Raw genomic sequence first — 25,492 nt, forward strand, 5'->3', positions numbered from 1 at the left:
GGACCGGTCCCCCACCACCCCGAATGGCGAACCGACGACCGCCCGGACCTGCGGAAATGGTTACGCGGCAAGCGCATCGGAGTCCGGATCGCCCGCAAAGGCATCGAGTCCAGCGAACGGTTGGGCCGCCGCAGGTAGAGGATCGCTGTGCGGTCGCAGTAGACGATCTACCACCCGTCTCACGGCAGCGCGTGTTCCGCTACTCAGCGGTGCGCTTCTGCTTCCAGTCCCGTTCCGCGAGGCGCCTGATTCGCCAGCTCGGCAACGGGTGACGGGCCTCCATGGTGAGGAAGTGCATCATGTCGATCAGCATGCGCCGAACGTCGGAGATGGGGACGGCCAGCTCTTCCCACTGGTTGTAGTTGGCGTGCAGGCGGATCTGGTTGTCGGAGATGCGCTCCAGCCGACAGCTTTCCACTCCCAGCTGGGACTCTTCACCGGCTTCGATTCGGAGCCATTGCAGGAGGACCGCCGAGACGGCCCAGTCGGGCCCGCACTGCGAGACGATCTCCTCTGCCGCCCAGCACAAGGTCTGGGGCGTGCCCGCGGGAGCCTTGATGAGGGTTGTACCGAAGGCGGAGGCAACACGATGAACTGCCCCGTCCTGGCCCTTGCCGGAGGCGGGGATCTCCTCGAGGCCGAAGACCCAGCGGTCGTCCAAGGCGTCCCGGTGCTCGTTCGTATCGCTCACGTGCACGAGGATGCCAGGCGAGTCAAGCCGCGATGTCGAACGCGTCGCGACGCGGGGTGAGTTCGAACCACAGGAGCTTGCCGCTGATCCCGAAGAGCTCGTCGGCGAGGGGGTAGCCGCCCCAGTTGTCCGCGCAGAGCCGGACGATGAGCAGGCCACGGCCGTGGGTGTCGTCGGTCTTGGCGGCGGCCTCGGTGAGGGCGGTGAAGCGGTCGAGGGGGCCGGGTGGGGTGTCGAAGGGGGCGGGGATGAGCGGGGTGGTGTCCCAGATGCTGACCCGGAGGCGGCTCTCGCAGAGGTGGCGTAGGCGGAGCTGGGCGGGGCCGTCGGAGTGGCGGAGCGCGTTGGTCACCAGCTCGCAAGTCATCCGCGAAAGTATGTCTTTCTCGGTGGAAAGCTGATCGGGCAGGTGAACCTCGTACGGCGGAACGCGGTCGGCCCCGGCTGGGTCCGTGAAACCCTCGTCACCCTGGGCATGGACCCGTCCATCGGCACCCCGGCGGCGGAAGTCGCCCGCGCGTACGTGGACGTGGTGGAGGGGGACGCCCACGGGCAGACGCTTGCGGTGGGCGCGGTCCACGGAAGTGTGGCATAAGTCACTAGAACGGATAGGGGCTCGCGGACAAGACCGGATGTGGAATTTCTGATGCACGCCCGGATACGGGCGGGGGATCCTGAGGCGTTCCGGGAGCTGTTCCGCGATCACGCCCAGCTGGTCTACCGGCATGCGGTGCGGGTGGCCGGCGACTGGGCCGTGGCTCAGGATGTCGTCTCGCTGACGTTTCTGGAGGCGTGGCGGCTTCGGGACAAGCTGCGCGACGAGGGAGACAGCCCACGGCCCTGGCTGATGGGCATCGCAACGAATGTGCTGCGCAATACGACGCGCGCCGCCCGTCGCCATGACCGCGCCCTGGCGCGCATGCCCGCGCGGGAGGCCATGCCCGATTTCGCCGAGGAACTGGTCGGGCGGATGGCGGATGCCGAGCAGCTCGCGGCCGCCAAGACCGCGCTGGCGCAGCTTCGGCGGTCAGAGCGTGAGGTGTTCACTCTCTGCGTGTGGTCGGGTCTCGGGTATGCGGAGGCCGCCGAGGCTCTGGGCGTGCCGGTCGGGACGGTCCGCTCGCGGCTTTCGCGTGCCCGAACGCGGCTGCGCAAGCTCGCTGCGAAGGAGCTGAAGAAAGCACGGGACGCCGGAGGAAACAGGGAACCGCTGGCCGGGGACGGACAAGTACGGGCTGGCCGCACCGATGCGGCCCGGTCGATGAAGGAGTGGAACCGATGACGCTCAATCCGTGGCGACGGCGGCATGAGCCGCTCGACCATGCGGAGTTGGCCCGGCTGCTGCCGGCGCCGGGCGACCCGGCTCTGCCACCCGACCGCCACCTTCTGCTCGGGGACCACCTCATGCGAGAAATCCAGCACCAGCAGAACACCCCAGCCGCCTCGGCCCCGCCCCGTCGCTTCCGGCGGCGTCTGGTCTATTTCGCCGTTCCCGGCGCGCTCGTCGCTCTGGCCGGCGGCGCTGTGGCCGCGACCACCCTTATGGGCAGCTCGCCCGCCTCGGAGCCCAACAGCGTCCGCTGCTACAGCGCGGCCGAACTGTCGGCGCAGTACAGCGACATGGCCGTGGCGCAGCCGGCATCGGGCACCTCACCCGCGGATATCAGTGCCACCGTCTCCGCCGCGATCAACGCCTGCGCCGGCATGTGGGAGAGCACGCTTATCCGGCCCGGGAAGGTCGGGCATCCCACGGTCCGGCCCGGTGAGCCCCTGATCATCCCCTCTGCCACGCCTGGTCAGGGGAAGGTGCCTCCCCTGACCGCATGCGTGCTGGAAGGCGGGCAAGCCGCGGTCTTCCCCGGTGATGAGCGCAACCTCTGTCAGAACCTCGGACTGGCGCGACTCGCCGACCGGTCGTGACCCGGACCATGGATTTTCAGGAGGGAAATCGTGAAAACGACCAGACTACGGCTGCCCCGCAGGAGAGCATGGTCAACCGGCATGGTGCTCGGCTTGCTGAGTGCGACCGTGGCGGTCGTCGGGATCCCGTCGCCCGCCGGCGCCGATGAGGTAACCGGCCCAGCATGGAAACACACCACGGTCCCGGTTCCAGGCGCGATCCTCGCGGATGTCGCCGTGGACAAGACGACCTGGACCGTGGGCTACTCCCTGGCCGGTGATGGATTCGGCTTCAAGCCCAACGCATCCCAGCGGACCGATGGCAGGTGGTCGCCCAATCGTGCCGCCGGTCTTCCTGCCCATGGCCGCCTCGATGGCGTTGACACCGTCGGCGGTCATACCTGGGCGGTGGGAACCGAGGAGATTCCTGGCCCGGAGGAGGGAACCGTCATCGGTTTCCGGGCCTTGGCGGCACGGTGGGACGGCACCACATGGGAACCGGCGCGGCTGCCCCTTCCCCAGTCCGACTCCGCCTTCACCCAGCTCCAGGCCATCGACGTGCTGCCCAACGGGCAGGCATGGGCAGTGGGCTCTCAATCTGACCACGCGGCCGGCACCGAAAGCGGTCTCGTGCTCCATTACGACGGAACGCGTTGGAAGCGCCTGACACCTCCCGAGGGCGCTTCCTTCATCAGCGATGTCATGGCCGTCAGCGATCACAGTGTCTGGACCACCTCCAACAACCAGGTCAGCCAGTGGAACGGGACCCGCTGGACGCATACGCGGCTTCCAGCAGTAGACGGCGCGAAACCGAATCTCGAGGCCCTCAAAGGCCTGAGCGATCGCGACCTGTGGGCCGTCGGCTACACGCAGACCGGGGGTATCGACACCCGCAAGCCTCTCGCCCTGCACTTCGACGGCCACACTTGGACTCGCATCACGATGCCGCAGCAGGACAAGGCCACTCTGCTCGATGTCGCGATGACCGCAAAGAACCGCGCCGTGGCCGTGGGCTACACCCCTGGCGAGCGGTTCTACACCCTCGCCCTGTCCCTGGCCGGGGCCCGGCACGCCCCAGTACCCGCACAGTCCGCTGACACACCCGGCAGCCTCAATGGCGTCAGCGCCTCCCGAGCAGGGCTGTGGACCGTCGGAGCTGTGACCGCCGACGGGAACCAGCAGCCCGTGGCCGCCCACGTCAAACCGACGGTCGGCACCCCGGCGGCGGACATCGCCCGCGTGTACGGGGACGGGTGGAGGGCGACGTCCAAGGGCCGCCACCGGCTGGCGGGCGGCGGAGCGGCGGATGGTCGCCCAGAGCGGTAGACGCCGGTCCGGTTTGGGGCCTCCCCCCACCCCCTCTAAAAAAAGTGCTTGATGCAGAGCAAGCGTTTTTTTAAGAGGGGGTGGGGGGAGAGCCGGTCCCGCCCAGTGTGAGCTCAGCCGCTCACCGGGCGAAGGAATCGGGACACCGGGCCAGCCGCCCCGGTTGTCCGCGCAGTGCGAGCCATGGTCGCCCCTCGGTTGGTCGTTGAGGCAGGGGTAGGCCTCATGCAGGAAGACGGTGGTGTACACCAGCACGTCGATGCGTTCGCGGCCTGCGTCAGTATGTCCACGAACGTGGACACGGGGATGTCCGCGCGCGGTGACTGGTGGGGGTAGCTCATGGCCCTCTGGAGGGCGGGACGGTCCCGGGAGATGATCTCTTCATGAGCGAGATCATCCTGATGTCGGACCCGAAGGTCTCAGCCATCCCCATCCAGGAATGCGGCGAGCCCCTGGTGGACGTCCGCCGCGGCGGCTCTCTCCTGGTCGACATCCGCAAGCAGGACCCCGCGGGGGCCTTCGCGCACCTGCGCCAGGGCGTCCTCGACCGGCTCCTGGCCGCCCAGGCCCTGCTGCCTGATGGGCTGCGACTGCTGTTCGTCGAGGGATACCGCCCGCCGTCCCTGCAACGCCGGTACTTCGAGGAATACGCCGCCCAGTTGCGGGCCGCCCACCCGGACTCGTCCACCGACCAGATCCATGCGGCGACCAGCCGCTATGTCTCCCCGCCCGAGATCGCCCCGCATAGTGCGGGAGCAGCCGTCGACCTGACTCTCGCCGACGCCTACGGACACGAGCTCGATCTCGGCACACGCCTCAACGCGGACCCGGAAGAAAGCCACGGCGCCTGCTACACCCACGCCGACAACATCAGCGCCCAGGCCCGCGAGCACCGCGACATCCTGGGGTCTGCCCTCAGCGCCGTGGGCTTGGTGAACTACCCCACCGAGTGGTGGCATTGGTCCTACGGAGACCGCTACTGGGCCCTGGACACCGGTGCGGACACCGGCCTCTACGGGCCACGCGACCTGCTGGTTGCTCGGTAGCTTGCCCCGATGGATCAAGCGCGGGTGATGCAGGCTCTTGACGGCGGGTCCGACGCGTTCATCCGCGGGCTCCGCGGGTTGTCGGACGAGGAGTGGGAGCGTCCGACGCGATGCGAGCCATGGCGAGTACGGGAGCTTCTGGGACACATCCACGTCGTGGTTGGCCGGCTTCCGGGATGCCGGCTTCGCTGTCCTGTGGCAGCAGATGGCCCTGCTGTGCCAAGCCCAGCCGCACCGGCCGCCGGGGAGCTGATCGTGGGGCTGCTGCTGCTGCTGGGCCAGGGCCAGGCAGGACTGGTGCGTGAGCTCGGCTGGGATACCGCGGGTTTTGTGCGCAAGGCCACTGGACGGGAGCCGCTGAACGGCCGGGATGCCGCCCATGTTGAGCGGGTCGGCCTGCAATGGCTCACGCTCGGCTGACCATCTTCGTGGGCGGATCAGGCCGCGATGTCGAACCTGTCGCGGTGCGGGGTGAGTTCGAACCACAGCAGCTTGCCGCTGATCCCGAAGAGCTCGTCGGCGAGTGGGTAGCCGCCCCAGTTGTCCGCGCGGAGCCGGACGATGAGCAGGCCACGGCCGTGGGTGTCGTCGGTCTTGGCGGCGGCCTCGGTGAGGGCTGTGAAGCGGTCGAGGGCGAGACCGCCCTGACCTGCGATGACGGGACCTGTCCCGATGTTCACGGGGTCAGCCGAGATAGGGCCGGTCGCGGTGTTCCAGGAAGTGGCGGAGCCGGAGCCGCTGCGTGCGGTGCATGGGCAGGTCGGCAAGTCCCTCCGGCGGGACGAAGCGTAGTTCCATGCCGCCGCCGGGTGGTGCCCAAAGGGCATTGTCCCGGCGGCGCTGGAGCAGAATGCGGTCGGTCTCGTCGGTCTCGTCGGTCTCGTCGGTCTCGTCGGTGACGACGGCGGATGCGGCGACAACCAAGCTGTTCACATCGCCGTCACCCCGCGCCCGTAACGGGCGGACCGCACGGGCGCTGTGGGTGGCGGCAGGGTGGGTCGGATACGCCGGGTCACCCCGCGAGGGCCGCGCCGAAGGACGCCTTGACCGCCTCGTAGCCGAATGAGTCCGGGCCGAAGAGGATCGAGCCGGTGCCGGTGAGACCGTCGCCGCCGCCGTACAGCATGCTGACGGCGCCGGTGCCGCGCCACTTGCCGCGGGCGCCCACGGCGAGGTCGGCCGCCCCGTCGCCATTGTAGTCGCCGGGGGCCATGGCCGAGCCGAACAGGTCGCCCGTCTCGGCGACGCCGACGACGCCCTTGGTGTCGAGCGACAGGGTCTGGGTCTTTGAGTCGGCCAGCCAGTTCGCGCTGCCGGGCACGACCGTGAGCGCCCCGGCGTTGGAGAAGCCGTCGCCGTCCTCCGCGTTCGGGTCGCCGATGAGCAGGTCGGCGTGGCCGTCGCCGTTGACGTCCGCGAGCCGGGCCGCGGTGCCTTGGTGCGGGCCGCCGTCCCACACCACGGCGCCCGCCGCGTCGAGGCCGCTCGCGCTGCCGGGGAAGGTGCGCAGCAGATAGTCGTCGGGTCCGTCGGAGAAGCCGGTGTCGATGACGACGTCGTCCTTGCCGTCGCCGTTGATGTCGCCGACCACGGCCTTGTAGTCGGCGAAGGGCAGGCCGATGTTCCGGCCGAGCGGCGTGCTCTTCAGGCCCGTCCTGGAGCCCGGCAGTACGCCGAGGGTGCCTTCGTCGGCGGGGTCGTCGAAGTAGGCCACGGTGACGAGGTCGTCGTAGCCGTCGCCGTTGATGTCGCCGCTCGATATGCCCCGGGTTCCGGCGCCGCCGCCGGGCGGGGCGATCCGGGTGATCTTCGGGGTGGGCGTCGAGCGCAGGTTCTTGGCCCCGAGGACGAGGTCGACCTTGGTGCCGTCGACGACGGCGAGGTCCTTCAGCCCGTCGTGGTTGTAGTCGCCCAGGGCCAGCCGGCCACCGAAGCCCTGCCGGGCCGTGACGGTCGGCGCGTGGAACGCGATGGCCTTGGTGGACAGTCCGGTCCGGGAGCCGAAGACGACGGTCACCGAACCGGCGCCCTTCACATCGCCGATGGCCTCGCCGCTCGCGCCGACGACCAGGTCCGCGTATCCGTCGCCGTCCATGTCGCCCAGCGCGAGCGCGGATCCGAACCGGTCACCGGCCTCCGGCGTGCCCGGGACCCCGGTGGACGACTGGGTGAGCCCTTTGTGCCGGCTGACCTGGATGCCGTTCTTGGTGCCGTACGTCAGGGCCACGTAACCGGCCTTGGCGTACCCCTTGGTGGCGGCGTCGGGCGCTCCGACGGCGAGGTCGTCGTAGCCGTCGCCGTCCACGTCGGCGGCCTTGCCCGAACCCGCGGTGGCGGCCGCCAGGTTCATGGCGCCGCTGCCGCCGCCCGGGGCGCCGGTGTTCGCGGCGACGTGCGAGGTCCCCGCCAGCGCCACCCCCGTGACCACGGCCGTCACGGCACCTACGGACAGCAAGCGTTTGCGCATACCCGTTCCCTCTTCCGGTGGTTCGTCGTCTCGCGGCCCCCGGGGCGCCGGCCATGGCGGTCGTGGCGGTCGTGGGCGCGCTGGGTGAGACCAACGAGAAGGTGGAATGGTTGGGGTGACACGGAGACCAGAAAGTGAACGGCGCCTGAAGCGGCAGCGGCCCGGCGCTTCTGGGCGATGCCTACGACGAGTCAGGCCGCGATGTCGAACGCGTCACGGCGCGGGGTGAGTTCGAACCACAGCAGTTTGCCGCTGATCCCGAAGGGCTCGTCGGCGAGGGGGTAGCCGCCCCAGTTGTCGGCGCAGAGCCGGACGATGAGCAGGCCACGGCCGTGGGTGTCGTCGGTCTTGGCGGCGGCCTCGGTGAGGGCGGCGAAGCGGTCGAGCGGGCCGGGCGGGGTGTCGAAGGGCGCGGGGATGAGTGGGTTGGTGTCCCAGATGCTGACCCGGAGGCGGCTCTCGCAGAGGTGGCGCAGGCGGAGTTGGGCGGGGCCGTCGGAGTGGCAGAGGGCATTGGTGACCATTTCGGACGTCAGCAGCTCGGCCGTCTCAGTCAGCTCGGCCATGCCGTGGCCGGAGAGAACCGCCCGAAGGGTGACCCGTGCGATCCGGGCGGCCCTTGGGTCGTTGGGAAGGCGGAGGGTGTACGTCCAGGGCTGTTCGGCCTCGTCGGATGCACCGGGGTCGGAGTTCTGCGGCGAGACGGTTGCCATGCGAGTCTCCCTCGAGCGGGTGGAGTTCAGTGGGCTGGGCCACACCGTAGAGCAGTTAGTGGTAGACCTGCTACGAAATCGACAGCAGTGCTGCCAAATGACTTCGTGTGGGTGACAAGGGAGAGCCGATGCCGCCGAGTAGTACCCCGACGTTGACGCAGCGCCGCCTTGGCACGGAGCTGCGGAAGCTTCGTGAACGAGCGGGCTTGTCCTCAACCGCTGCCGCCGCGCGGCACGGGATCATTCAGGCTCGTCTGAGCAGTATCGAGGCCGGTCGGTATCCGGTGAGCGCGGATCGTGTGCGGCTCTTCGCGCGCAACTACAGTTGCGCGGAGGACGGTCTGGTGGACGCGATGGCAGAGATGACAGGCGGGCGCACACGAGGCTGGTGGGACGAGTACCGGGAGCATCTACCAGCCAGCTTCGCCGATCTGGCGGAGCTGGAGCACCATGCCCGGGAGATCCGTGTCGCGCTGGTCATGCACATCCCCGCGCTGCTGCAGACCCTCGATCACGCGCGTGCGTTGATGCGGGCGGTGGTGCCACCGCTACGGGCGTACGAGGTGGAGCACCGGCTGTCCCACCGGATGAAGAGGCAGGCGATCCTCTACGGTGACTGCCCGGTCCCGTACTCCGCGGTCATCCATGAGGCCGCGTTGCGCATGGAGTTCGGCGGCCTGGACACCGTCCGCGCACAGCTGGCTCACCTCGTCGAGATGAGCCAGATGGACAACGTCACCGTCCGGGTCATCCCTTTCAGCGGTGGCAGGACCTTCCCCGGGACGGGTCAGGCATTCGATTATGTTCTCGGCGCCGTTCCGCAGCTCGACACGTTGCAACTCGACGCCGCTCATGGATGCCAGTTCATCGACGCCGAGGCCGAGGTGGCCAAGTACCGGGCCGTCTTGCAACGTATGGAGGCAACTGCCCTTGAGTCGGCTGAATCCCGGGACTTCATCCACGGCATCATGCGCAGCAGGTGAAGCAGCATGTGAAAGGTGAGAAACGTGTCAACGTACCTGTGGCGTAAGTCTTCGTTCAGCGGCGATGCGTCGAACTGCGTGAACGTCGCCGCCGACAACGGCGTCATAGCACTCCGTGAGAGCGACGAGCCCGACGTCGTCCTGACGACGACACCCGCCGCTCTGCGCGCCTTCATACGTGGCACCAAGGCGGGCCGCCTCGACCACGTCAACGAGCGGCCCAAGCACGCATAACGGCGGAGGTCCGCGGCCACGAGCGCCATGGCGCTGCTCGTGTCGCGGGCCTCGACCCGGGCTGACGGTTGACGCGTCCGATCGCGATCGGGCGGACAGGCGCTAACTGGTGCGGGGGTAGCGGGCGCGCATGGCGGGGCTGGCAGCGGGGCCGGCGGTGAACGCGTAGGTGTGGCTGTCGTCGAGGCGGCGGCCGGTCTTGGCGTCGACGACCACGGGTTCGACTTCTTCGCCGCTGCTGGTGTCAACCAGGATCATGCTGCGCTGCTCGGGTGGGAGGCGGGAATTGCCCCATGCCGCCAGTGTGACGATCACCGGGCGCAGGGTGCGGCCCAGGTCGGTCAGGACGTACTCGTAGCGGACGGGGTTGGTCTGATAGGGGCGGCGCTCCAGCAGGCCGTCGGCGACGAGGGTCTTCAGGCGGGCGGTGAGCATGCTGGTGGAGATGGAGAGGTTCTCCTGGAACTGGTCGAAGCGGGTGTAGCCGTCGAAGGCGTCGTGAAGGATCAGCAGCGTCCACCATTCGCCGACGTGCTGCACGGTCGTGGACAGCGGGCATTCGAGGTCTTCCGCCCTGATGCGGCCTGCCATGGTTGACCACCCCCGGAGAGTTACTGCTAAAGTCGAAGTTAGTAGCTTCTATTTTAGCAGTAACTACGGGAGCGGTGCTCCTCCTGCCCGCATCCGGGAACGGAACTCGTCGTGACCACCCCCATCAGTGAATCCCTCGAGGCCCGGCGCGCCCTGGTCACCGGCGGCACCAAAGGGGTCGGGGCGGCCATCGCCCGACGCCTCGCCGACGCCGGCGCCACCGTGCTGGTGACCGCCCGCAACCGACCGGACGACATCGACCCCTCGGACATCATCGCCGCCGACCTCGCCACCCCCGACGGGGCTGCCACCGTGGTCGGCGAAGCCATCCGCCGCCTGGGCGGGATCGACATCCTGGTCAACAATCTGGGCGGCTCCAGCTCGCCCTCGGGCGGATTCGCGGCCCTCAGCGAGGACGACTGGGCCGAGGAGCTCAACATCAACCTCCTCGCCGCCGTCCGCTTGGACCGCGGCCTGCTGCCCGGAATGATCAAAGCGGGCAAGGGTGTCATCGTCCACGTCACCTCGATCCAGCGCCGCATGCCGCTGTGGAACGGCACCCTCGCGTACGCCGCGGCCAAGGCCGCGCTCACCACCTACAGCAAGGGCCTCGCCAACGAGGTCGCCCCACACGGCGTCCGCGTCAACACGGTCTCCCCGGGCTTCGTCCAGACCACCGCCGCCGACCACCTCGTCGACCGGATCGCCGAGAACGCCGGCATCACCCACGAAGCGGCGCTCGAGCAACTGATGGCATCCCTCGGCGGCATCCCTCTGGGCCGCCCCAACCGGCCGGAGGAAGTGGCCGAACTCGTCGCCTTCCTCGCCTCCGACCGCGCATCGGCCATCGTCGGCGCCGAGCACGTCATCGACGGCGGCACCGTCCCCACCGTCTGACCCCCACCGTCTGACCCCGGCCGTATGGCCCCCGCCGTCTGCCCCCCACCGTCTGCCCCACTCCGCCCCAGGGAACCGCCATGCGTGACAACCAGCCCCGCAGCATCGACCCGGCCGCTCTGCCCGAGGTGATCACCCGCTATCTGGACGCGCACCGCGCGCATGACACCGCCGCCGCGATCACGGCCTTCCACCCCGAGGCCACCGTGGTCGACGAAGGCAAGACCCACCAGGGGACGTCAGCGATCGAGAGCTGGCTGACCAGCGCCGCCACCGAGTACACCTACACCACCGAACTCACTGGCGCGCAGGAGATCGACGCGTATCACTACATCGCCACACACCACCTCGAAGGCAACTTCCCGGGCGGCGTCGTCGACCTGCGGTACCGGTTCACCCTCAGCGGTGATCTCGGCGGCGGCCTCATCATGGGGCTTCTCATCGAACCCTGACGCGTGCCCTCTCGGCGCGATGGCCACGACATCCTCCGTCGTGGCCATGCTCGCCGTCGTACCGCGGTCAGGTGCGCCTGGTGGCTCGGGGCCTCGCCTCGTCGACCTGGATCGAACGGCCGTCGACCTCGGTGCCGTTGAGGTCGGCCACCGCCTGCTCCGCCGCGTCGTTGTCGCTCATCTCGACGAAGCCGAAGCCCTGGGAGCGCTGCGTGTCGCGGTCGTGCATGATCTGGACGCCCGCCACCTCACCGCACTGCTCGAACAGTCGATGAAGGTCGTCTTCCGTCGTGTCGAAGCTCAGGTTGCCCACGTACAGCTTCTTCATGACCGGCTCTCCCTCTCGCCGTGGCGTTGGCCGGACGGATCGTCGCGAGCCGGGTCAATCGTCGCGAGGCGGAGGGCGGTCGGCCATCGCGGCTGGGCCGAACGGGTGAGGTTGGGCGGGGCGCATGGGAGCGGCCCGGCGCCCATCAGAGGTTGATGGGGGCCGGGCCGCGTCCGTGACGCTCAGCGCCAACGCTCAGCGCGCGCCGGTCACTTCAGGATCTCGCGTCACTTTACGATCTCGGGTCACTTCACGATCTTGATGCGGTCCGCCGCCGGTGGAGCCAGGGGCGAGGCGGCTGAGGAGTGCGCGCCCAGGTAGGCCGTGAAGGCCTCCAGGTCGGACGCGCCGACCAGCTTGTTCTTGCCTTCCTTGAAGACGGGGAAGCCGTCCCCGCCACCCGCGAGGAACTCGTTCATCGCGACGCGGTAGGTCTTGGCCGGGTCGATCGGCTCGCCGTTCAGCTTCACCGAGTCGGCGACGACGCGGTCGGCGCCGGTCTTGGTGAGGTCGAGGGTGTAGGTGAGGCCCTTGGAGACCTGGAGGATCTTCGGGGAGGCCTGGTTCGAGCCGCTGACCTGCTGCTTCAGGGCGGTGATGAGCTGGTCGCCGGTGAGGTCGATGACGTTCATCATGTTGGTGAAGGGCTGCACGGTGAACGCCTCGCCGTATGTTACGACCCCGTCCCCCTCGCTGCCCGACGCCGCGTAGGCGAGGTCGGAGCGGATGCCGCCGGGGTTCATGAGGGCGAGCTGGGCGCCGCCCTTGTCGGCGGGGGCGAGCGCTTCGAGCTGGGCGTCGGCGATGACGTCGCCGAGCGGTGACTCGTACGCCGTGGAGCCGCGGCCCGGGATCTCGGCGGAGACGTAGCCGACGGGCTTGTTCGCGATGGGCGCGGCCAGCTTGTTCCAGCGGCCGATGAGGGAGGTCATGTCGGCGGCCTTGGGCTGCTGCCGGTCGACGACGTGATTGGCCGACTTCACCTTCGTACGGACGATGTCGCCGGTGCGGCGGTCGTAGGTGAGGGTGGTGTCGGTGTAGAGGCGGCCGAAGGAGGCGGCGGAGGTGACGGTGCGCGGGGTGCCGGAGGGGTCCGGGATGGTGCACGCGTAGGCCTGGTGGGTGTGGCCGGTGACCAGGGCGTCGACCTTGGGGGTGACGTTCTTGGCGATGTCGACGATCGGGCCGGAGATGCCGGCGCCCGGGCCGGAGCTGTCGCAGTCGTAGTTGTACGAGGAGGAGGCGGGCAGCCCGCCCTCGTGGATGAGCGCGACGATCGACTTGACGCCCTTGCGGTTGAGCTCCTTGGCGTACTTGTTGATCGTCTCGACCTCGTCGTGGAACTTCAGGCCCCTCACGCCCTCGGCGGTGACGATGTCCGGGGTGCCTTCGAGCGTGACGCCGATGAAGCCGATCTTGACGCCGTTGCGCTTCCAGACGGTGTAGGGCTTGAGGACCGGCTTGCCGGTCTTCTCGTCGGTGACGTTCGCGGCGAGGTAGGGGAAGTCGGCGCCGGGGAAGGTCTTGCCGTCCTCGTAACAGCCGTCCTTGGGGTGACAGCCGCCGTTCTGCATCCGCTCCAGCTCGGCGCGGCCCTCGTCGAACTCGTGGTTGCCGACGGCCGTGACGTCCAGGTCGAGCTTGTTGAGCGCCTCGATGGTCGGCTCGTCGTGGAAGAGACCGGACAGCAGCGGGCTCGCGCCGATCATGTCGCCGCCGGCGGCGGTGACGGAGTACGGGTGGCCCTCGCGCGCGGTGCGCAGGGAGTTGGCGAGGTACTCGACGCCGCCCGCCGGGACGGCCTTGGTGGTGCCGTCCGGCTGGGTCTCGGTGACGGTGCCGGAGGAGCCCTGCGGGGGCTCCAGGTTTCCGTGGAGGTCGTTGAACGACAGCAGCTGCACATCGACGGTGCGGGCTGGGTGCGGCTTCGCGGGGGCGCTCGCGTTGGCGCCTGCCGGGCCGGCGGCGGACATGACTCCGGCCGCTGCGGCCAGTACGGCCGCCGCGGCGGTCAACCGGCGGGCCGTGCGGCGCCGTTGAGGTGTCGCTGGCATGTGGTCCCCTCTGTGCACCGTGGTGGTTGTGCGCGGCAGCTTACGGTCAACGCGCGTAGCGGGGCAGGGGGATCGAGGTTACGAGCTGATTGCGCGTGGGCGACCCCGCGGCCGCTGGTGGAGAGGCGGCATCCGTTCGTCACCCGTCCGTCGCCCGTTCGGCGGTATGGCGTGGGCGTGGGCCGGGGCGTGGCGCGTGGGTCGGGGTGCGGCGTGGAGGGTGCGGCGTGGAGGGTGCGGCGTGTGGGCCGGGGATCCGTCGGGCGAGTGACTCATCGGTAACGGAATGCGCGGCCGCCTGTCCGGCCAGGGCCTGGCCGTAGGCTCGGGAGCATGAATGACGTGCTGAACGAGGCGGCCGGCGCCCGCCGGATCGATGTCCTCGACGAGGTGACGCCCGCCGTGGCGCAGGACGTGCTGCGGCTCGTCGCGGAGGCCGCGCGCACCGATGGTCAGCAGGCCGTGTCCGAGCAGGGGCGGCTACAGCTGCGGGGGCGGCGGGAAGGGGTGCGGCATCTGCTGCTGAGCGAGGAGCCGAGCGGGAAGCTCGTGGGCTACGCGCAGTTGGAGGACACCGACCCGGTGGAGGCCCCGGCCGCCGAGCTGGTCGTGCACCCCGCGTATCGGGGGCAGGGGCACGGGCGGGCGCTGGGCGTGACGCTGTTGCGCGAGTCCGGCAAGCGGCTGCGGGTGTGGGCGCACGGCGGGCACTCCTCGGCGCGCCATCTCGCGCAGGTGCTGGGGCTGACGCTGTTCCGGGAGCTGCGGCAGATGCGCCGGCCGCTGGGACCGCTGGCCGGGCTGGACATCCCCGAGCCGGTGCTGCCGGAGGGCGTGACCGTGCGGAGCTTCCGGCCGGGCGAGGACGAGGCCGCCTGGCTGGCGGCGAACGCGTCGGCCTTCGCGCACCACCCCGAGCAGGGCTCGCTGACCCTGCGCGATCTCGAGGACCGGATGGGGGAGCCGTGGTTCGACCCCGAGGGCTTCTTCCTGGCCGAGCGGGGCGGGGAGATCGTCGGGTTCCACTGGACCAAGGTGCATGCGAAGGAGCGGCTGGGCGAGGTGTACGTGGTGGGGGTGCGGCCCGAAGCGCAGGGCGGCGGGCTCGGCCGGGCACTGACCGCGATCGGGCTGCGGCACCTGGCCGGGCGGGGGCTGCCGACCGCGATGCTGTACGTCGACGCCGACAACTTCGCCGCCGTCGCCGTCTACGGACGGCAGGGCTTTACGACGTACGAGACCGATCTCATGTACCGCACGGAGACCTGAGCCGGGGAGGTGAGCCGGGGAGGTGGGCCCGGCGGGGCCGGGCCGGCGGGTCGCCTGCGGGATGGATCGCGATTTCCTACGCGCCATGTCTCCGTTACCGGCGATTCAAACTTGGTTGCGAGCATCGCTGAATGCAGCCCGCCGTGCCGCCCACCTCGAACCGGAGGCTCCATGCCGCTTCAGCATCGGCTTCCGGTAAGCCGTTCTCGCCTTCGGCGCGGAACAATGAGGACATGAACCACTCCAGCGGACAGGCCCCCATTACCGCGCAGCCCCACCCACAGCCCCAGCCCTCGGTCGGCTCCATCGCGGCCCACCGGCCGCATGCCGTCGCCGCGCCGCCCGTCCGCAACCTCGACCCCGACCTCGACGGCGACCTGGACTCGTACGAGGACGACAGCGTGGACGTAGAGGGGGAGGAGCTGCCCCAGGGGCGGTTCCTCGACCGTGAGCGCAGCTGGCTGGCGTTCAACGAGCGGGTGCTGGAGCTCGCCGAGGACCCGAACACGCCGCTGCTGGAGCGGGCGAACTTCCTCGCGATCTTCGCGAGTAACCTGGACGAGTTCTTCATGGTGCGGGTCGCCGGCCTCAAGCGGCGCATCGCGACCGGCGTCGCCACCCGCTCCGCCTCCGGGCTGCAGCCCCGCGAGGTGCTGGACCTGATCTGGACCCGGTCGCGGGAGCTCATGGCCCGGCACGCGGCCTGCTTCCAGCAGGACATCTCGCCCGCGCTCGCCGACGAGGGCATTCACCTGATCCGCTGGCCCGACCTCACGGAGGACGAGCAGTCCCGCCTGTTCACGCTCTTCCGCCAGCAGATCTTCCCGGTCCTGACGCCCCTGGCGGTGGACCCGGCGCACCCCTTCCCCTATATCTCCGGGCTCTCCCTCAACCTCGCGGTCGTGGTGCGCAACCCGGTCAGCGGCCATGATCACTTCGCGCGTGTGAAGGTCCCGCCGCTGCTCTCGCGGTTCCTGGAGGCGTCGCCGCAGCGGTACGTACCGCTGGAGGACGTCATCGCGGCGCACCTGGAGGAGCTGTTCCCCGGCATGGAGGTGCTGGCGCACCACATGTTCCGGGTGACCCGCAACGAGGACCTGGAGGTCGAGGAGGACGACGCGGAGAACCTGCTCCAGGCCCTGGAGAAGGAGCTGCTGCGGCGCCGCTTCGGGCCGCCGGTGCGGCTGGAGGTCGAGGAGTCCATCGACCCGTACGTACTCGACCTGCTGGTGCGCGAGCTGAAGGTCTCCGAGGCCGAGGTCTATCCGCTGCCGGGGCCGCTGGACCTCACCGGGCTCTTCGGCATAGCGGCGCTGGACCGGCCGGAGCTGAAGTACCCGAAGTTCGTGGCCGGCACGCACCGGGACCTCGCCGAGGTCGAGTCCGCCTCCGCGCCGGACATCTTCGCCGCGCTGCGCGAGCGGGACGTGCTGCTGCACCACCCGTACGACTCCTTCTCGACCTCCGTCCAGGCCTTCCTGGAACAGGCGGCCGCCGACCCCGACGTGCTCGCGATCAAGCAGACGCTCTACCGGACCTCCGGCAAGTCGCCGATCGTCGACGCGCTCATCGACGCCGCCGAGGCCGGCAAGCAGGTGCTGGTCCTCGTCGAGATCAAGGCCCGCTTCGACGAGCAGGCGAACATCAAGTGGGCGCGCAAGCTGGAGGAGGCCGGCTGCCACGTGGTCTACGGCCTGGTCGGCCTCAAGACCCACTGCAAGCTGTCGCTGGTGGTCCGCCAGGAAGGCGACACGCTGCGCCGCTACTGCCACGTCGGCACCGGCAACTACCACCCGAAGACGGCCCGGCTGTACGAGGACCTGGGGCTGCTGACCGCCGACCCGAAGGTCGGCACCGACCTGTCCGACCTGTTCAACCGGTTGAGCGGCTACTCCCGGAGGGAGAACTACCAGCGGCTGCTGGTCGCCCCCAGGTCGCTGCGCGACGGGCTGATCAGCCGGATCAACCGCGAGATCACCCACCACAAGGCGGGGCGGCCCGCGTACGTACGGATCAAGGTCAACTCGATGGTCGACGAGGCCATCGTCGACGCGCTGTACCGGGCCTCGCGGGCGGGTGTGCCGGTGGACGTGTGGGTGCGGGGCATCTGCGCGGTGCGGCCGGGGGTCCCCGGGCTCTCGGAGAACGTCCGGGTCCGCTCGATCCTCGGCCGGTTCCTGGAGCATTCGCGCGTCTTCGCGTTCGGGAACGGTGGAGAGCCCGAGGTGTGGCTCGGCAGCGCCGACATGATGCACCGCAATCTGGACCGCCGGATCGAGGCCCTGGTGCGGGTCACCGACCCCGCCCACCGCGCCTCTCTCAACCGTCTGCTGGAGTCCGGCATGTCCGACTCCACCTCCTCCTGGCACCTGGGCCCGGACGGCGAGTGGACGCGGCACGCGACGGACGCGGACGGACAGCCGTTGCGGAACATACAGGAATCGCTCATAGACGCCCGGAGGCGACGGCGTGGTACAGCGACATGATCTGTCGTCGCCGGTCGGGGTTACGGAGGCCGGCCGGTCGCACGGCGCTCCACCCGCCGCTGCCCTCGGCCCTGGGGGGTACGACACGATGACGGACGGTGTGATGGGGGTCGACGCGGCGGTGGCCGGGCCGGCGCTCGCGACGGCCACGGCGGGCGATGTGCTGTCGTGGTACTTGAACACCCAGGCCGGGGACTTTCTGCGGAGCCTGCGGCAGCAGCGCGAGAGCGGGGCGGACGCCGAGGAGGCGGCCGAGGCCGCCCGGCTGCTGCGCCGCTGCGCCCGGCGTATCAGCGGCACGCTGTGGGTCTACCGCCCGCTCACCGACACCGCCTGGGCGGATCAGCTCCGCTCCGAGCTGGTGTGGCTGTCCGGCACGCTCGCGCTGGAGCACGCCTACGCGGCGCGCCTGACCCGGCTGCGCGGCGCCCTGCACCGGCTCTCGGGCGCGGTCGCCCCGGCGGACGCGGCGGCGGATGGGGTGGCGGGTGCGGCGGGTGCGGCGGGTGCGGGCGGGGACGTCCGGGGGGGTGCGCGGGTGGACGCGGCTGCGGACGTGCGGAGGGAAGCGCGGGCGGAGGTGCGGGTGGACGCGGGGGTGGATGCGCGGGGCGACGTGGCGGCGGGGGACGCGGCGGCGCAGCGCTCGCCCCGGGCCGCACGCCGCGGCGTCTCCCTGACGGCCGACGCCCCACAGGACCCGCCCGGCCCGCGCGGGAGCGGTACGACGAGTGGGGGTGCGGCGGACGCCGCACATGACGCCCGTGACACTGCCCGTGACGCCGCGAAGGACGCCGCCGGCGACGCGGCTCAGGCCGCGGCAGGCGCGGACGGGACAGCCGCCGCGGCCCAGCTGCGCGAGGCCGGGGCGGCCGGGGCGGCCGGGCAGCGGGGCGACAGGGCGAAGCAGCAGCCGGGCGGTGGCGCCGGACCGCGGTCGGGCGGTGGCGCGGACGAGGCCCGGGGCGGGGCGCTCACGGTCGGGGCCGCGCGGGCCGGGGCCCTCCTGGAGCGCCAGCTCACCCTCGCGCGGACCCGCGCGCACACCGCCGCCCTTCAGGTGCTCGGGTCCTCCCGCTTCCACGCGGTCGCCGACGCGGTCGCGCTTCTGGCCTCCGAGGCCCCCCTCGACGAGGCCGGCGCGGCCCGCCCCGCCGAACTGGCGTTGCCGCCGCTCGCGGAGCTGGCCCACCGGCGGCTGGTCGAGGCGGTCGAGACGCTCCCGCTGGGCCGGGCCGGGCATCCGTACAACGCGGAGGCGCTGATCCACGGCCTCGCCGCGACCCCGGCCGCCGACGCCCCGCCCGCCAGCGAGCGGCAGGACGCGCCCTGGGACCAGGTGCGGAGGCTGCTGCAGCTGCGGCGTTACGCCCTGGAGGTGCTCGACGCGGAGCAGCGGCCGGACGGCACCGGGCCGGTGGAGGCCGACCCCTCGCTGTCCGTACGGCTGCTGGCCGCCGGGCAGGCCCTCGAACGACACCGGGACGCGGCCGAGGCGGCGGCCGCCGCGGCCACCGCGGCCCGGACCCCGCGGATCGCCCCCGCCACCGCCTACGCCCTCGGCGTGCTGCACGCCGACCAACGACACGAGGTCGAGGCCGCCCGCTTCGCCTTCGGGCGGATCTGGCAACGGGTAGTGGCCTCGGCGTCCTGACGGCCGGGCGAGACCGGGCGACCGGGTCGGACAAGGAGGTCGGTGTATGGATGAGAAGTCGGTGATCCGTGCGGCGGGGTGCGTCCTGTGGCGGCGTTCCCCGCGCGACGGCCGACCGGAGATCGCGCTCGTACACAGACCGCGTTACGACGACTGGTCGCACCCGAAAGGCAAGCTCAAGCGGGGCGAGGAGCCGCTGCGGGGCGCGGTGCGCGAGGTGCTGGAGGAGACCGGAGTGGCCTGCGTGCCGGGGGCCGCGCTGCCCACCGTGCGCTATCTGGCCAAGGGCCGCCCCAAGGAGGTCCGTTACTGGGCGGCGGAGCCGGCCGAGGGCGATGCCGGTGAGGGCTTTGTTCCCAACGACGAGGTCGACCGGCTGGTATGGCTGCCCCCGGACGAGGCCCGTGCGTGGCTGACCCATGACCACGACCGGGCGCTCGTCGAGGCGTTCCTGGACACGCGGCGCCGCCCGGGCTGAGGCGGCCTCAGGCGCCGGGCCGCCGGCGACGCTGTGCCTTGTCGGCCAGCGCGGGCGGTGCGTAGTAGCTGTCGTCCCGGTTCAGGTCCGTACCCGGCGGCACGATCTCGTCGATGCGGTCCAGGACGTCCTCGCTCAGCTCCACATCCGCCCCCGCGAGCAGGTCCTCCAGCTGCTCCATCGTGCGCGGGCCGATGATCACCGAGGTGACGGCCGGGTGGGACCGTACGAACGCGATCGCCAGGTGCGGCATCGAGAGCTTGGCGTCCGAGGCCAGCTCGGCCAGCCGGCCGACGGCCTCCAGCTTGCGTGCGTTCTCGGGCAGCGAGGGGTCGAACTTGTGCTTCTCCATGGCCGTCCGGCCGCCGGTCAGGTCGATGTCGGAGGCCTTGGTGTAGCGGCCGGACAGCCAGCCCGCGGAGAGCGGACCCCAGGTCAGCACGCCCATCCCGTACTTCTGGGCGGTCGGCAGCACCGCCGCTTCCACCGAGCGCGCCAGGATCGAGTACGGCGGCTGCTCGCTGCGGAAGCGGACGTGGCCGCGCCGTTCGGAGGCCCACTGGGCCTCCACGATCTGCTCCGCCGGGAAGGTGGACGAGCCCACGGCCCGCACCTTCCCCGCCCGGACGAGGTCGGACAGGACCGAGAGGGTCTCGTCGATGTCGGTCGCCGGGTCGGGGCGGTGGATCTGGTACAGGTCGAGGTAGTCCGTGCCGAGGCGGCGCAGGCTGTTCTCGATCTCGCGGGTGATCCAGCGCCGGGAGTTGCCGCCGTGGTTGGCGTCCGGCCCCATCGAGCCGTTGGCCTTGGTCGCCAGGACGACGTCGTCACGGCGCCCCTTGAGGGCCTTGCCGACGATCTCCTCCGACTCGCCACCGGAGTAGACGTCGGCGGTGTCGACGAAGTTGATGCCCGCGTCCAGGGCGCGGTGGATGATCCGTACCGAGTCGTCGTGGTCCCGGTTGGCCCAGCTTCCGAACATCATCGTGCCCAGGGCGTATTCGCTGACCGAGATGCCGGTGCCGCCGAGGATTCTGCGCTTCATGGGGGTTCCGCCTCCGTGAATAAAATACGTTTGGGGTGTCTGGTTACAGCCTTCGGCCTGTGCGGCTCAGGGACCAGGCCCGGCTCAACCTGGGTCCGGCAGAACCACCTGGACGGGCCCCTTCCGGGTACCCCCGCGGATAATGGAGCGATGGGCGATGCGGAACCAGAGATCAAGGCGTTCCTGAGGGCGCGGCGCGCGGCGCTCGACCCGGCCGAGCTGGGGTTGCCCGATGGGCTCGTACGGCGCCGGGTGCGGGGGCTGCGCCGCGAGGAGGTCGCGCAGCTGGCGGGGATCAGCGTCGACTACTACACCCGCATCGAGCAGGGCCGCGCCCCCGCCGTCTCGGACTCGGTGGTGGACGGCCTCGCGCGGGCGCTGCGGCTGACGCCGTCCGAGCACACGTATCTGCGCAACATCACGCTGCCCCGGCGGCACGGCCAACCCCTGCGCACCAGCCCCCGGCCGCCCGTACGGCCCGAGGTCCGGCTGCTGCTGGACGCCATGGACGAGACCGTGCCCGCCTATGTCTTCGGGCCGGGCGGGGACATCCTCGCCTGGAATCTGCTGGGTGGCCGGGTCTCCTTCGACTATGCCGCGCTCCCGGAGCTCGAGCGCAACTCCTCCCTGCTGGTCTTCCTCCACCCGGACGCCAAGGCCCTGCACCCCGAGTGGGACAAGGTCGCCGACGAGACGGTGGCGAGCCTGCGGGCGGAGGTCGGACGCCACCCCGACAACCTCCGGGTATGCCAGGTCGTCCACGAGCTGCTGGAGCGGAGCGAGGAGTTCCGGCGGCGGTGGGAGGCGCAGGTGGTACGCGAGCGCACCAGCGGTACGAAGTGGATCCGACACCCGGTGGTGGGGGATCTGGTGCTGACGTACGAGGCCTTCGTGCTGCCCTCGGACCCCGGCCAGGTGCTGTGCACCTACGCGGTGGAGAAGAGCTCCCCGACGGCCGAGGCACTGCGGGCGCTGGCGCGCGGCACGGTGCCGGTGGGGTAGGTGCCGGTGGGGGTAGGTGCCGGTGGGGTAGGGCGTCGCGTACCCGCTGCCCGCCTGCCGCTGCCCGCCCTCCTCTCTCTCGCTACCCGCCCTCCCGGGAACGGGTGAACACCCGCTCCCGGGCCGCCTCCAGCCCCGTCGCCACCGCGCCCAGCAGCACCGCGTCCTCCCCGAGCGCGCTCGGCGCCACCTTCGGCCGCAGCGGCCCGATCCGCTGCAAGGTCAGCTCCACGGTCCGCAGCAGCAGGTCCGCGCTGTGGCCGACGCCGCCGCCGAGTACCACCAGGTCGGGGTCGAGCACGGCCGCGACCGCCGCGACCACATGGGCCAGCCGCTCGGCCTCCTGCCGTACGGCCTCCAGCGCGGGCGCGACGCCGTCCCGCGCCGCGTCGAAGACGGCCTTGGCAGTCAGGGGCTCGGACCTGGTCCCGGACATGCCGAGCTCCCGGGCGGCCCGTACGACCGCCTCCGCCGCGACGGCGCCTTCCAGCCCCCCAGGGCCAGGGCCGTACGGGCCCGGTCCGCCCACCCGGGGCAGGAGCGGCAGGAAGCCGATCTCCCCGGCCGCTCCGTGCGCGCCGGTGAACAGCCGTCCGTCGGCGACCACGCCCATACCGAGCCCGGTGCCGACCAGGACGTACACGAAGAGCCTGCTGCCTCTCCCCGCGCCGAAGGTGTACTCGCCGAGCGCCGCCAGGTTCGCGTCGTTGTGCACCGACAAGGGCGTGGACAAGGGCGTGCCCAACTCCTCGCGCATCCGGTCCAGCAGGCCCGCGCGCCCCCACCCGGGCAGGTTTCCGGCGTAGCGCACCCGCCGCCGCTCGGGGTCGTACACCCCGGGCACGCCGACGACGGTGTGCGCGACCAGGGCCGGGTCCACCCCGGCGTCGGCGATGACCCGGCGGGCCGCGGCGACGGTGAGGTCCGCCATGGCGCCGGCGCTGCGGCCGCGGTTGCGTACCTCCGCGCGTGCGACGACGGTGCCGTCCAGGTCGGCGGCGGCCACGCGCAGCCAGGCCCGCCCGATGTCCAGGCCGAGGACGTAGCCGGCGGTCGGATCCGGCTCGTACAGCACGGCGACCCGGCCCCGCTCCGGTGGCGCCTGCCGGCCCGCCTCGCGCACGAGCCCGGCCTCTTCGAGGGCGGCCAGGGCGCTGGAGACGGTCGGCTTGGACAGGCCCGTTTCGCGGGCGAGCTGGGCCCGGGAGGCGGGGCCCTCGGTGCGCAGCCGGGCCAGCAGCAGACGTTCGTTGTTGCTGCGCAGCCGCTGCCGGTTCCAGGGTTCCGACCCTTGACTCATCAAGTAAGGCTCCTTAACTTAATCACACTCGCACAGCGAGCCAGGGAGGTCCAGATGGCCGGAGGCCCGGCGCCCAGCAAGACCCCGCCAGCCGGTGGGAGTGGCGGGAGCAGCGCAAACGGATTCGTCCGCCGGATCGGACTGTTCCAGGCCACGGCCATCAACATGAGCCAGATGTGCGGCATCGGGCCGTTCGTGACCATTCCCCTCATGGTCGCCGCCTTCGGCGGGCCGCAGGCCGTGATCGGCTTCCTCGCGGGCGCGGTGCTGGCGCTGGCGGACGGGCTGATCTGGGCCGAGCTCGGCGCCTCGCTGCCGGGCGCCGGGGGCAGTTACGTCTATCTGCGCCAGGCCTTCCAGTACCGCAGCGGCAAGCTGATGCCCTTCCTGTTCGTATGGACGGCGATGCTGTTCATCCCGCTGATCATGTCCACCGGCGTGGTCGGGCTTGTGCAGTATCTCGGGTATCTGTGGGACGGCATGACGCAGACGCAGGGCGACCTGGTCGGGCTCGGCGTCATCGCCCTCGTCGTGGCGCTGCTGTGGCGCGGAGTGGAGCACATCGCCAGGATCACGGCCGTGATGTGGGGCGTGATGATCACCGCCGTGGTGCTGGTGATCGCCGCGGCGCTCAGCGACTTCGATCCGGACAAGGCCTTCACCTACCCGGCGCACGCCTTCGACCTGGGGTCCGGTCAGTTCTGGACCGGCTTCGCGGCGGGGCTGACCATCGGCATCTACGACTACCTCGGCTACAACACCGCCGCGTACATGGGCGCCGAGATCAAGGACCCCGGCCGCACCCTGCCCCGCGCGATCGTCACCTCGATCGTCGGCATCATGGGCATCTACCTGCTGCTCCAGATCGGCACCCTCGGCGTCATCGACTGGCATCAGATGCTCGACTCCCATTCGGTGGCCTCCCAGTCCGTCGCGTCCGCGGTCCTGGAGGAGACCTGGGGGAAGGGCGCGGCCGACGTCGTCACGGTCCTCATCCTGGTCACGGCCTTCGCGTCGGTCTTCGCGGGGCTGCTCGGCGGCTCCCGCGTCCCCTACGACGCCGCCCGCGAGCGCGTCTTCTTCCGCCCGTTCGGCACGCTCCACCCGCGCCACCACTTCCCCATGCTGGGCCTGGCCACGATGGGCGTGGTCACCGCGGTCGGCTTCCTGATCGGCCGCCACACCGACCTGGCCACGCTGATCCAGCTGCTCACCACCGTGATGGTCATCGTGCAGGCGCTGGCGCAGGTCCTCGCCGTGACAGTGCTGCGCCGCCGCCAGCCGGCGCTGCGGCGCCCGTACCGGATGTGGCTGTATCCGCTGCCGAGCGTGGTCGCGCTGGTCGGCTGGCTGGTGATCTACGGGTACGCGGACAAGAACTCGCCCGGGCGCCACCCCATCGAGTGGTCGCTGGCGTGGGTCGCGGCGGGGTGTGTGGCGTTCCTGCTCTGGTCCCGGTTCGAGAAGGTGTGGCCGTTCGGGCCGAAGGAGATCAGCGAGGAGTATCTGGGCGGGGACCCGGTCACGGGCGCGGCGCCAGCGCCTCCCAGCTGACGGTGACCTCGCCCTGACGCCAGCGCCGCGGGCCGTCCACGAGCGGCCAGCCCGCGGCGCGCAGCGCCTCGGCGCTGCGTATCCAGCGCTGGCGGGCGCTCAGCGCCGCGTACGGGGCGGCGGCCGCCCAGGCACGGTCGAAGTCGCGCAGGAAGGCGTGCACCGGCTCGCCCGGCACATTGCGGTGGATGAGCGCCTTCGGTAGCCGTTCGGCCAGGTCGGACGGGCGGTCCAGGGAGCCGAGCCGCGCCGCGAAGGTCACGGTGCGCGGGCCGCGCGCGGTGAGGGCGACCCACACATGCCGCCGCCCGATCTCGTCGCAGGTCCCCTCCACCAGCAGCCCGCCCGGCGCCAGCCGCGCGCACAGCCGCCGCCACACCTCGGCGACCTCGTCCTCGTCGTACTGCCGCAGCACATTGGCCGCCCGGATCAGCGCGGGCCGCGCGCCATCCGGCAGCGGCACCTCGAACCCGCCGTGCGCGAAGTCCAGCCCTTCCCGCCGGTACGGCCGCGCGGCGGCGACCCGGACCGCGTCGATCTCGACGCCCACGACCCGGGCGTCCGGCCGTACCGTACGCAGCCTGCCCAGCAGCTCGACGGCGGTCCACGGCGCGGCCCCGTACCCCAGGTCCACGGCGATGGGCGCCTCGGCGCGGCGCAGCGCGGGGCCGTGGGCGGCGGCGATCCACCGATCCATGCGGCGCAGCCGGTTGGGGTTGGTGGTCCCCCGGGTCGCCGACCCGATGGGCCGACCCGGCGGCGGAGGGACACGGGCAGACATGTCGCCGAGCCTAAGCGCAGGCGCACCCTGCGCCGGGCCGGGGGACCGGGGTCCGGGGCGCGGCCGCGGGCCGCCCGGAGCGAGCCGTCCGGAGCGAGCCGTCCGGAGCGAGCCGTCCGGAACATTCCGTCCTCAGAACATCACTTTTTGGCAAAGCGGAAATGGGAACGAGAGGTTCCGGTGTTGAGGGGTCGGAGGGGAAAGCGGAGTCCGCCCGAGTCCGCCCCGGCAAGGAGGTATCG

The 25,492-nt window shown here is 71.0% G+C and carries 28 protein-coding genes and 2 pseudogenes; 18 read left to right on the forward strand and 12 right to left on the reverse strand.

Features of this window, described 5'->3' with window-relative positions; all coding sequences use genetic code 11:
• Window positions 1-36 precede the first annotated feature (36 nt).
• Window positions 37-135: pseudogene (locus ACWY4P_RS29005) on the forward strand (IS5/IS1182 family transposase); the annotation flags it as partial.
• Between the two features lie 64 nt (window positions 136-199).
• Here ACWY4P_RS29005 and ACWY4P_RS29010 read toward each other — a convergent pair.
• Entirely contained in the window at window positions 200-691 is a 492-nt protein-coding gene (locus ACWY4P_RS29010; protein ID WP_456203274.1) for a hypothetical protein, read from the reverse strand.
• A 22-nt stretch (window positions 692-713) separates the two neighbouring features.
• Window positions 714-1,058: an ATP-binding protein gene (locus tag ACWY4P_RS29015; protein ID WP_456203275.1), complete on the reverse strand. Its 345-nt coding sequence runs from the start codon at window positions 1,056-1,058 to the stop codon at window positions 714-716.
• Between the two features lie 42 nt (window positions 1,059-1,100).
• On the opposite strand from ACWY4P_RS29015, the gene ACWY4P_RS29020 reads away from it, so the two are divergent.
• From ACWY4P_RS29020 to ACWY4P_RS29050, 7 genes and pseudogenes are all read left to right on the forward strand, one after another.
• Entirely contained in the window at window positions 1,101-1,286 is a 186-nt protein-coding gene (locus ACWY4P_RS29020) for a hypothetical protein (RefSeq protein ID WP_456203276.1), read from the forward strand.
• A gap of 51 nt (window positions 1,287-1,337) precedes the next feature.
• Window positions 1,338-1,973 (forward strand): RNA polymerase sigma factor, encoded by a 636-nt coding sequence (locus ACWY4P_RS29025; protein WP_456203277.1) that lies wholly within the window; start codon window positions 1,338-1,340, stop codon window positions 1,971-1,973.
• Window positions 1,970-2,611 carry a hypothetical protein gene (locus tag ACWY4P_RS29030; RefSeq protein ID WP_456203278.1) on the forward strand — a complete coding sequence of 214 codons (642 nt, stop codon included), beginning with the start codon at window positions 1,970-1,972 and terminating at the stop codon, window positions 2,609-2,611. Before ACWY4P_RS29025 ends, ACWY4P_RS29030 begins: the two co-directional genes overlap by 4 nt.
• Window positions 2,612-2,641: 30 nt before the next feature.
• Complete coding sequence (locus ACWY4P_RS29035; RefSeq protein ID WP_456203279.1) at window positions 2,642-3,916, forward strand: hypothetical protein; 1,275 nt, start codon at window positions 2,642-2,644, stop codon at window positions 3,914-3,916.
• A gap of 383 nt (window positions 3,917-4,299) precedes the next feature.
• On the forward strand, window positions 4,300-4,962 hold the full coding sequence (locus tag ACWY4P_RS29040) for a M15 family metallopeptidase (RefSeq protein ID WP_456203280.1): 663 nt from the start codon (window positions 4,300-4,302) through the stop codon (window positions 4,960-4,962).
• Between the two features lie 27 nt (window positions 4,963-4,989).
• Window positions 4,990-5,124 (forward strand): annotated as a pseudogene (locus ACWY4P_RS29045) (maleylpyruvate isomerase N-terminal domain-containing protein); the annotation flags it as partial.
• Between the two features lie 54 nt (window positions 5,125-5,178).
• Window positions 5,179-5,382 (forward strand): hypothetical protein, encoded by a 204-nt coding sequence (locus tag ACWY4P_RS29050; RefSeq protein WP_456213371.1) that lies wholly within the window; start codon window positions 5,179-5,181, stop codon window positions 5,380-5,382.
• A gap of 17 nt (window positions 5,383-5,399) precedes the next feature.
• Here ACWY4P_RS29050 and ACWY4P_RS29055 read toward each other — a convergent pair whose 3' ends face one another.
• The 4 genes from ACWY4P_RS29055 to ACWY4P_RS29070 all read right to left on the reverse strand — a co-directional run bounded on the left by ACWY4P_RS29055 (window position 5,400) and on the right by ACWY4P_RS29070 (window position 8,142).
• Window positions 5,400-5,642 carry a hypothetical protein gene (locus tag ACWY4P_RS29055; RefSeq protein WP_456203281.1) on the reverse strand — a complete coding sequence of 81 codons (243 nt, stop codon included), beginning with the start codon at window positions 5,640-5,642 and terminating at the stop codon, window positions 5,400-5,402.
• 4 nt (window positions 5,643-5,646) lie between these two features.
• A complete protein-coding gene (locus tag ACWY4P_RS29060) occupies window positions 5,647-5,895 on the reverse strand; it encodes a hypothetical protein (RefSeq protein ID WP_456203282.1) in 249 nt (82 codons plus the stop codon).
• A 79-nt stretch (window positions 5,896-5,974) separates the two neighbouring features.
• Entirely contained in the window at window positions 5,975-7,429 is a 1,455-nt protein-coding gene (locus ACWY4P_RS29065) for an FG-GAP-like repeat-containing protein (protein WP_456203283.1), read from the reverse strand.
• Between the two features lie 191 nt (window positions 7,430-7,620).
• Window positions 7,621-8,142 carry an ATP-binding protein gene (locus ACWY4P_RS29070; protein ID WP_456203284.1) on the reverse strand — a complete coding sequence of 174 codons (522 nt, stop codon included), beginning with the start codon at window positions 8,140-8,142 and terminating at the stop codon, window positions 7,621-7,623.
• Between the two features lie 128 nt (window positions 8,143-8,270).
• Here ACWY4P_RS29070 and ACWY4P_RS29075 point away from each other — a divergent pair, with 128 nt between their 5' ends.
• Together ACWY4P_RS29075 and ACWY4P_RS29080 are read left to right on the forward strand one after the other, a co-directional pair.
• A complete protein-coding gene (locus tag ACWY4P_RS29075; protein ID WP_456213090.1) occupies window positions 8,271-9,125 on the forward strand; it encodes a helix-turn-helix domain-containing protein in 855 nt (284 codons plus the stop codon).
• A gap of 24 nt (window positions 9,126-9,149) precedes the next feature.
• A complete protein-coding gene (locus ACWY4P_RS29080; RefSeq protein WP_456203285.1) occupies window positions 9,150-9,359 on the forward strand; it encodes a DUF397 domain-containing protein in 210 nt (69 codons plus the stop codon).
• 102 nt (window positions 9,360-9,461) lie between these two features.
• Here ACWY4P_RS29080 and ACWY4P_RS29085 read toward each other — a convergent pair whose 3' ends face one another.
• Complete coding sequence (locus ACWY4P_RS29085; protein WP_456203286.1) at window positions 9,462-9,950, reverse strand: winged helix-turn-helix transcriptional regulator; 489 nt, start codon at window positions 9,948-9,950, stop codon at window positions 9,462-9,464.
• Window positions 9,951-10,061: 111 nt separating this feature from the next.
• Here ACWY4P_RS29085 and ACWY4P_RS29090 point away from each other — a divergent pair, with 111 nt between their 5' ends.
• Window positions 10,062-10,847 carry an SDR family oxidoreductase gene (locus ACWY4P_RS29090; protein WP_456203287.1) on the forward strand — a complete coding sequence of 262 codons (786 nt, stop codon included), beginning with the start codon at window positions 10,062-10,064 and terminating at the stop codon, window positions 10,845-10,847.
• Window positions 10,848-10,927: 80 nt separating this feature from the next.
• Complete coding sequence (locus ACWY4P_RS29095) at window positions 10,928-11,299, forward strand: nuclear transport factor 2 family protein (RefSeq protein ID WP_456203288.1); 372 nt, start codon at window positions 10,928-10,930, stop codon at window positions 11,297-11,299.
• A 67-nt stretch (window positions 11,300-11,366) separates the two neighbouring features.
• Here the strand turns inward: ACWY4P_RS29095 and ACWY4P_RS29100 are convergent, their stop codons facing one another.
• Together ACWY4P_RS29100 and ACWY4P_RS29105 are read right to left on the reverse strand one after the other, a co-directional pair.
• A complete protein-coding gene (locus ACWY4P_RS29100; protein ID WP_456203289.1) occupies window positions 11,367-11,627 on the reverse strand; it encodes an RNA recognition motif domain-containing protein in 261 nt (86 codons plus the stop codon).
• A 245-nt stretch (window positions 11,628-11,872) separates the two neighbouring features.
• Window positions 11,873-13,681, reverse strand: a complete 1,809-nt coding sequence (locus ACWY4P_RS29105; protein ID WP_456203290.1) for a bifunctional metallophosphatase/5'-nucleotidase — start codon at window positions 13,679-13,681, stop codon at window positions 11,873-11,875.
• 333 nt (window positions 13,682-14,014) lie between these two features.
• Between ACWY4P_RS29105 and mshD the strand changes: the two genes are divergently transcribed.
• From mshD to ACWY4P_RS29125, 4 genes are all read left to right on the forward strand, one after another.
• Window positions 14,015-14,950: a mycothiol synthase gene (gene mshD / locus ACWY4P_RS29110; protein ID WP_456203292.1), complete on the forward strand. Its 936-nt coding sequence runs from the start codon at window positions 14,015-14,017 to the stop codon at window positions 14,948-14,950.
• Between the two features lie 233 nt (window positions 14,951-15,183).
• Window positions 15,184-17,436 carry an RNA degradosome polyphosphate kinase gene (locus tag ACWY4P_RS29115; RefSeq protein ID WP_456203293.1) on the forward strand — a complete coding sequence of 751 codons (2,253 nt, stop codon included), beginning with the start codon at window positions 15,184-15,186 and terminating at the stop codon, window positions 17,434-17,436.
• An 88-nt stretch (window positions 17,437-17,524) separates the two neighbouring features.
• Window positions 17,525-19,090: a CHAD domain-containing protein gene (locus ACWY4P_RS29120; RefSeq protein ID WP_456203294.1), complete on the forward strand. Its 1,566-nt coding sequence runs from the start codon at window positions 17,525-17,527 to the stop codon at window positions 19,088-19,090.
• Between the two features lie 46 nt (window positions 19,091-19,136).
• Complete coding sequence (locus ACWY4P_RS29125) at window positions 19,137-19,568, forward strand: NUDIX hydrolase (protein ID WP_456203296.1); 432 nt, start codon at window positions 19,137-19,139, stop codon at window positions 19,566-19,568.
• A gap of 7 nt (window positions 19,569-19,575) precedes the next feature.
• Here ACWY4P_RS29125 and ACWY4P_RS29130 read toward each other — a convergent pair whose 3' ends face one another.
• Window positions 19,576-20,613, reverse strand: a complete 1,038-nt coding sequence (locus ACWY4P_RS29130; protein WP_456203297.1) for an aldo/keto reductase — start codon at window positions 20,611-20,613, stop codon at window positions 19,576-19,578.
• Between the two features lie 150 nt (window positions 20,614-20,763).
• Here ACWY4P_RS29130 and ACWY4P_RS29135 point away from each other — a divergent pair, with 150 nt between their 5' ends.
• Window positions 20,764-21,615: a helix-turn-helix transcriptional regulator gene (locus tag ACWY4P_RS29135; protein WP_456203298.1), complete on the forward strand. Its 852-nt coding sequence runs from the start codon at window positions 20,764-20,766 to the stop codon at window positions 21,613-21,615.
• An 82-nt stretch (window positions 21,616-21,697) separates the two neighbouring features.
• On the opposite strand, the gene ACWY4P_RS29140 is transcribed toward ACWY4P_RS29135, so the two are convergent.
• Entirely contained in the window at window positions 21,698-22,915 is a 1,218-nt protein-coding gene (locus ACWY4P_RS29140; protein WP_456203300.1) for an ROK family transcriptional regulator, read from the reverse strand.
• Between the two features lie 54 nt (window positions 22,916-22,969).
• On the opposite strand from ACWY4P_RS29140, the gene ACWY4P_RS29145 reads away from it, so the two are divergent.
• Window positions 22,970-24,469 carry an APC family permease gene (locus ACWY4P_RS29145; protein ID WP_456203301.1) on the forward strand — a complete coding sequence of 500 codons (1,500 nt, stop codon included), beginning with the start codon at window positions 22,970-22,972 and terminating at the stop codon, window positions 24,467-24,469.
• Here ACWY4P_RS29145 and ACWY4P_RS29150 read toward each other — a convergent pair.
• Window positions 24,438-25,250: a class I SAM-dependent methyltransferase gene (locus ACWY4P_RS29150; RefSeq protein ID WP_456203302.1), complete on the reverse strand. Its 813-nt coding sequence runs from the start codon at window positions 25,248-25,250 to the stop codon at window positions 24,438-24,440. The genes ACWY4P_RS29145 and ACWY4P_RS29150 overlap by 32 nt on opposite strands.
• Window positions 25,251-25,492: the final 242 nt, after the last annotated feature.

It is taken from the genome of Streptomyces sp. LZ34, assembly GCF_053890475.1.